Genomic DNA, 4,894 nt, shown 5'->3' with positions numbered 1-4,894 from the left:
GTCGCCCCGCCCGGGGCGACCGCACCCCCGGAAGCCGCTCCCCCCGAGGCCAGCGCCAGCGTTCTGCTCGGGCGCGACGCCACCCGCTGGGCGCTGCTGCGGCCTCCCGGGGAGGACACCCCGCGCCTCGGTCCCGCCCTGCTCGAACAGCGCGAGGCGAACCCCTTCTTCCGGGTCCGCTACGCCCACGCCCGCACCCGCGCACTGCTGCGCAACGCCCACGACCTGGGCGTACGCGTCGAAGCCGCGGCCCGGGACCCGTACCGGCACCCCGCCGAGACGGAACTGCTGGGGCTGATCGCCGACTTTCCCCGGGTTGTCGAGACCGCCGCCCGCCGCCGCGCGCCCGACCGGCTCGCACGGCATCTGGAGCGGCTGGCCGACGCCTACTTCCGGTTCCAGGACGAGTGCCCCGCGCTGCCCAAGGGGGACGAGAAACCCTCGGCCGTCCACGCCGCCCGGGTGCGCCTCGCCGACGCGACCGGGATCGTGCTCGCCGACGGCCTGCACCTGCTCGGCATCAGCGCCCCCGACCACCTCTGACGAGAACGCACCGGAACGAGAGAGCCACCCGTGAGCCGATCCGCACACCCCGCAGGGCCCCGCCACGCCGATGTCCTGCCCGAGGGCCACTACGCCGCCCCGCCCGCCGACCTCAACCGGCTGGACGCGCACATCTGGTCCCGTACCGTCACCCGCAACGCGGACGGCGCCGTCGAGGTCGGCGGCATCGACGTACGCGATCTGGCCGCCGAATTCGGTACGCCCGCGTACGTGCTCGACGAGGCCGACTTCCGGGCGCGCTGCCGTGCGTGGCGGGCGGCGTTCGGGCCGGACGCCGACGTCTTCTACGCCGGCAAGGCCTTCCTGTCCCGTGCCGTGGTGCGCTGGCTGCACGAGGAGGGCCTGAACCTCGATGTGTGCTCGGGCGCCGAGCTGGCCGTCGCGCTCGACGCCGGCATGCCCGCCGAGCGGATCGCGATGCACGGCAACAACAAGAGCAACGCCGAGATCGAGCGGGCGGTGGCGGCCGGGGTCGGCCGGATCGTGCTCGACTCCTTCCAGGAGATCGTCAGGGTCGCGGCGGCGGCCGAGCGGCACGGGCGGCGCCAGCCGGTGCAGATCCGGGTGACGGTCGGCGTCGAGGCGCACACCCACGAATTCATCGCGACCGCGCACGAGGACCAGAAGTTCGGGCTCGGGCTGGCCAGCGGGCAGGCGGCCGAGGCGGTGCGCCGGGTGCTCAAGCTGGACAGCCTGGAGCTGATCGGCATCCACAGCCACATCGGCTCGCAGATCTTCGACATGGCGGGCTTCGAGGTGGCCGCCCGCCGGGTGGTGTCGCTGCTGGCCGCGATCCGCGACGAGCACGGGGTGCAGCTGCCCGAGATCGACCTCGGCGGCGGCCTCGGCATCGCCTACACCGCGGACGACGACCCCGCCGAGCCCTACCAGATCGCCAAGTCGCTCAGCGAGATCGTCACCCGGGAGTGCGAGGCGGCCCGCCTGGACCCGCCGCGGCTGTCGGTCGAGCCGGGCCGGGCCATCGTCGGCCCGACCGCGTTCACGCTCTACGAGGTCGGTACGGTCAAGCCGCTGGAGGGCCTGCGCACGTACGTCAGCGTGGACGGCGGGATGTCGGACAACATCCGCACCGCGCTCTACGACGCCGAGTACACCGTCGCGCTGGTCTCCCGCACCAGCGGCGCCGAGCCGATGCTCAGCCGGGTGGTCGGCAAGCACTGCGAGAGCGGTGACATCGTGGTCAAGGACGCCTTCCTGCCGTCCGACCTGGCGCCCGGCGACCTGCTCGCGGTGCCGGCGACCGGCGCGTACTGCCGCTCGATGGCCAGCAACTACAACCATGTGCCGCGCCCGCCGGTGGTCGCGGTCACGGACGGGCGGCCCCGGGTGATCGTCCGCCGCGAGACGGAGGAGGACCTGCTGCGGCTCGACGTCGGCTGAGCCGCAGGAGCGGCCGGGAAAGAGGATCTGCGGCGCGTGCGCGACGGGCGCGACGAAACACGGCAAGATCGCCGGGCGGACGGCAAATCTCACGGTCCGCCCGGCCGGTCTCGCAATCCGGACAGGGCGTGGCTTCTCCCATCCGGTGGGTGAGACTGGACCCCTCCACGCCGTACGGAACCGGGAACCGGAACCGTGCACATGCGACACGAGAGCTACACGAGAGCTGTACGAGAAACGAGGTCGGATGATGCGTACGCGTCCGCTGAAAGTGGCGCTGCTTGGCTGCGGTGTGGTCGGCTCCGAGGTCACGCGCATCATCACGACGCAGACGGCCGACCTCGCCGCCCGGATCGGCGCCCCGATCGAGCTGGCCGGCATCGCGGTCCGCCGCCCCAACCGGGTACGCGCGGGAGTGCCCGCGGACCTGCTCACCACCGACGCCACCGAGCTGGTCAAACGCGGCGACATCGACGTCGTCGTCGAGGTCATCGGCGGCATCGAACCGGTGCGCACGCTGATCACCACCGCCTTCGAGCACGGCGCCTCGGTGGTGTCGGCCAACAAGGCGCTGCTCGCCGCCGACGGCGCGAGCCTGCACGCCAAGGCCGCCGAGCACGGCGTCGACCTCTACTACGAGGCCGCGGTCGCCGGCGCGATCCCGCTGATCAGGCCGCTGCGCGAATCGCTGGCCGGCGACAAGGTCAACCGGGTGCTCGGCATCGTCAACGGCACCACCAACTTCATCCTCGACAAGATGGACTCCACCGGCGCCGGCTACAGCGAGGCGCTGGACGAGGCCACCGCGCTGGGTTACGCCGAGGCCGACCCCACCGCCGACGTCGAGGGCTTCGACGCCGCCGCGAAGGCCGCGATCCTGGCCGGCATCGCCTTCCACACCCGGGTCACCATCGACGACGTCCACCGCGAGGGCCTGACCGAGGTCACCGCGGCCGACATCGCCTCGGCGCGGAAGATGGGCTGTACGGTCAAACTGCTGGCCATCTGCGAGCGCGCCCGCGACGGCCGCTCGGTCACCGCCAGGGTGCACCCCGCGATGATCCCGCTCAGCCACCCGCTGGCCTCCGTACGCGGGGCCTACAACGCCGTCTTCGTCGAGGCGGAAGCGGCGGGGCAACTGATGTTCTACGGTCCCGGCGCCGGCGGCGCACCCACCGCCTCCGCCGTCCTCGGCGACCTGGTGGCCGCCTGCCGCAACAAACTGGCGGCGACCACCGGCGCCGGCGAGTCCGCGTACACGCAACTGCCGGTGAGCCCGATGGGGGATGTGGTCACCCGCTACCACATCAGCCTCGACGTGGCGGACAAACCGGGTGTCCTCGCACAGGTCGCCACGGTGTTCGCCGAGCACGACGTGTCCATCGACACGGTGCGCCAGCAGGGCAGGAACCAAGGCAGCGGCGATGATGCCGCCGTCGAGCAGGGCGGCGCCGGACGGCGGGAGGGCGGCGAGGCCTCCCTCGTCGTCGTCACCCACCGCGCGCCGGACGCCGCGCTCTCTGCGACCGTCTCCAGCCTGCGGAAACTCGACACCGTACGCGGCGTCGCCAGCATCATGCGTGTGGAAGGGGAGTAGACCCGCTATGAACGCAACCATCGACCAGCCCCGGATGTCGGGCACCCACCAGTGGCGCGGCATCATCGAGGAGTACCGCGACCGGCTCCCGGTCGGCGCGGACACCCCGGTGGTCACCCTGCTGGAGGGTGGCACACCGCTGGTACCGGCCCAGCTGCTGTCCGAACTGACCGGCTGCGACGTGTACCTCAAGGTCGAGGGCGCGAACCCGACCGGGTCCTTCAAGGACCGCGGTATGACCATGGCCATCTCCAAGGCCAAGGAGGACGGCGCCCAGGCCGTCATCTGCGCCTCCACCGGCAACACCTCCGCCTCGGCGGCGGCCTACGCCGTACGCGCCGGCATGGTCTGCGCGGTGCTCGTGCCGCGGGGCAAGATCGCGCTCGGCAAGATGGGCCAGGCGCTGGTCCACGGCAGCCGCATCCTCCAGGTCGACGGCAACTTCGACGACTGCCTGGACCTGGCGCGCGGGCTCAGCGAGAAATATCCCGTCGCGCTGGTCAACTCCGTCAATCCGGTACGGATAGAGGGGCAGAAGACCGCGGCCTTCGAGATCGTCGACGCGCTCGGCGACGCGCCCGACCTCCATCTGCTGCCGGTCGGCAACGCGGGCAACATCACCGCGTACTGGCGGGGCTACCGCGAATACGCGGCGGACGGGATGTCCACCCGCAAGCCGCGGATGTGGGGCTTCCAGGCGGCCGGGTCCGCGCCGATCGTCAACGGCGCGCCGGTGCGCAGCCCGCAGACGATCGCCACGGCGATCAGGATCGGCAATCCGGCGTCCTGGAAGTTCGCCGAGGAGGCGCGGGACGAGTCCGGCGGTGTCATCGAGGCGGTGACGGACCGCCAGATCCTGTCCGCGTACCGCCTGCTGGCGGCGAAGGAGGGCGTCTTCGTCGAGCCCGCCTCGGCGGCGTCCGTCGCGGGCCTGCTCAAGGCCCTCGAAGAGGGCCGCGTCGATCCCGGCCAGCGCATTGTCTGCACGGTGACCGGCAACGGCCTCAAGGACCCGGACTGGGCGGTCGCGGGCGCCCCCGCGCCCTTGACGGTCCCCATCGACGCGGACGCTGCCGCGCAGAGCCTGGGCCTCGTCTGACCTGGCCTTCCGCCTCAGCGGCCCTCTCCGCCGCCCCACCCCGGGGGTACGCATCCCCCGGGTTCGGGGGTCGCACGGCTCCTCTGCGGCAGGGGTGCCCACCCAGGGGCGCGGGGGCGGTGCGGTTCCCTCCGGGAGGTGGTGCCCACCCAGGGGTGGGGGGGGGGGGGGGGGGGGGCCCCCCCCCCCCCCGGGGGCGGCCCCCCCCCCCCCCGCCCCCCCCCCCCCGCGCC

General features: G+C 72.9%; 4 protein-coding genes. All 4 read left to right on the top strand.

The genetic code is table 11. The annotated features are described in order from the left end of the window. Positions 1-543: DALR anticodon-binding domain-containing protein (locus tag V7E46_RS32480; RefSeq protein ID WP_333771762.1), on the top strand; the 543-nt coding region annotated here is incomplete at its 5' end. A gap of 30 nt (positions 544-573) precedes the next feature. Further along, positions 574-1,965, top strand: a complete 1,392-nt coding sequence (gene lysA, locus V7E46_RS32475) for a diaminopimelate decarboxylase (protein WP_333771761.1) — start codon at positions 574-576, stop codon at positions 1,963-1,965. A 247-nt stretch (positions 1,966-2,212) separates the two neighbouring features. Then, positions 2,213-3,562: a homoserine dehydrogenase gene (locus tag V7E46_RS32470; protein WP_329174636.1), complete on the top strand. Its 1,350-nt coding sequence runs from the start codon at positions 2,213-2,215 to the stop codon at positions 3,560-3,562. A gap of 7 nt (positions 3,563-3,569) precedes the next feature. Then, positions 3,570-4,661, top strand: a complete 1,092-nt coding sequence (gene thrC / locus V7E46_RS32465; RefSeq protein ID WP_333771760.1) for a threonine synthase — start codon at positions 3,570-3,572, stop codon at positions 4,659-4,661. Positions 4,662-4,894 lie beyond the last annotated feature (233 nt).

Origin of the sequence: Streptomyces sp. IBSBF 2435 (genome assembly GCF_036815005.1) — a bacterium.
Taxonomy (GTDB): domain Bacteria; phylum Actinomycetota; class Actinomycetes; order Streptomycetales; family Streptomycetaceae; genus Actinacidiphila.
This window is presented reverse-complemented; position numbering and strand designations above follow the sequence as displayed.